The following is a 646-nucleotide window of genomic DNA, read 5'->3' on the forward strand; positions in this document are numbered from 1 at the left end:
ACTCTATATACTATACACCATATCTCATTTTTATAATACTTGCGGTCGAAAGTATAAATATAGATAAAAATTATATAAAAAGGTAACCAATGAGTCGTCGTGGAAAAAAAAGTATACTTTCAATTTGCAGGAATACTATACTAAAAAATGAAAGCTACGTGAGCCCACTAACTCGTATTAATGATTCTATACTCGGTGAAAAAAGCTCAGTTGGTTGGTTTAATCAAATTCAGTATACCAATATAGGGATCGGTGTATCTATTGGCTCTCATTGCAATATTGGAGCATTAAATCATCTTTATCATTTTCCTGTTCAACGATTTTCCAAACGATCATTTAACAAAAAAATAGATAATACTATTATTGGACATGACGTTTGGATAGGATCCCATTGTACGATAATGTCAGGAGTAAAAATTGGTATAGGTGCAATTATAGCATGTAACTCTTTTGTTTCTACTGATGTCGGAGATTATGAAATCGTTGGAGGGACCCCTGCCACTTTAATAAAACAAAGATTTTCTCCTGAGATAGTAGCAAAACTCATAAAACTTGAACCATGGATGTTGGATGATAATATTCTAGTTAAACTTTTTTCTGAAGAGAAAGATATGGAAAAAATAATTAATACGTTAGGAAATATACG

General features: G+C 31.4%; 1 pseudogene. It reads left to right on the forward strand.

Annotation, left to right across the window (positions count from 1 at the left end):
- Positions 1-89: 89 nt before the first annotated feature.
- Positions 90-646 (forward strand): annotated as a pseudogene (locus tag GN208_RS17850) (hypothetical protein); the annotation flags it as partial.

Origin of the sequence: Morganella sp. HSTU-ASny43, from assembly GCF_022819185.1 — a bacterium.
GTDB lineage: Bacteria > Pseudomonadota > Gammaproteobacteria > Enterobacterales > Enterobacteriaceae > Morganella > Morganella morganii.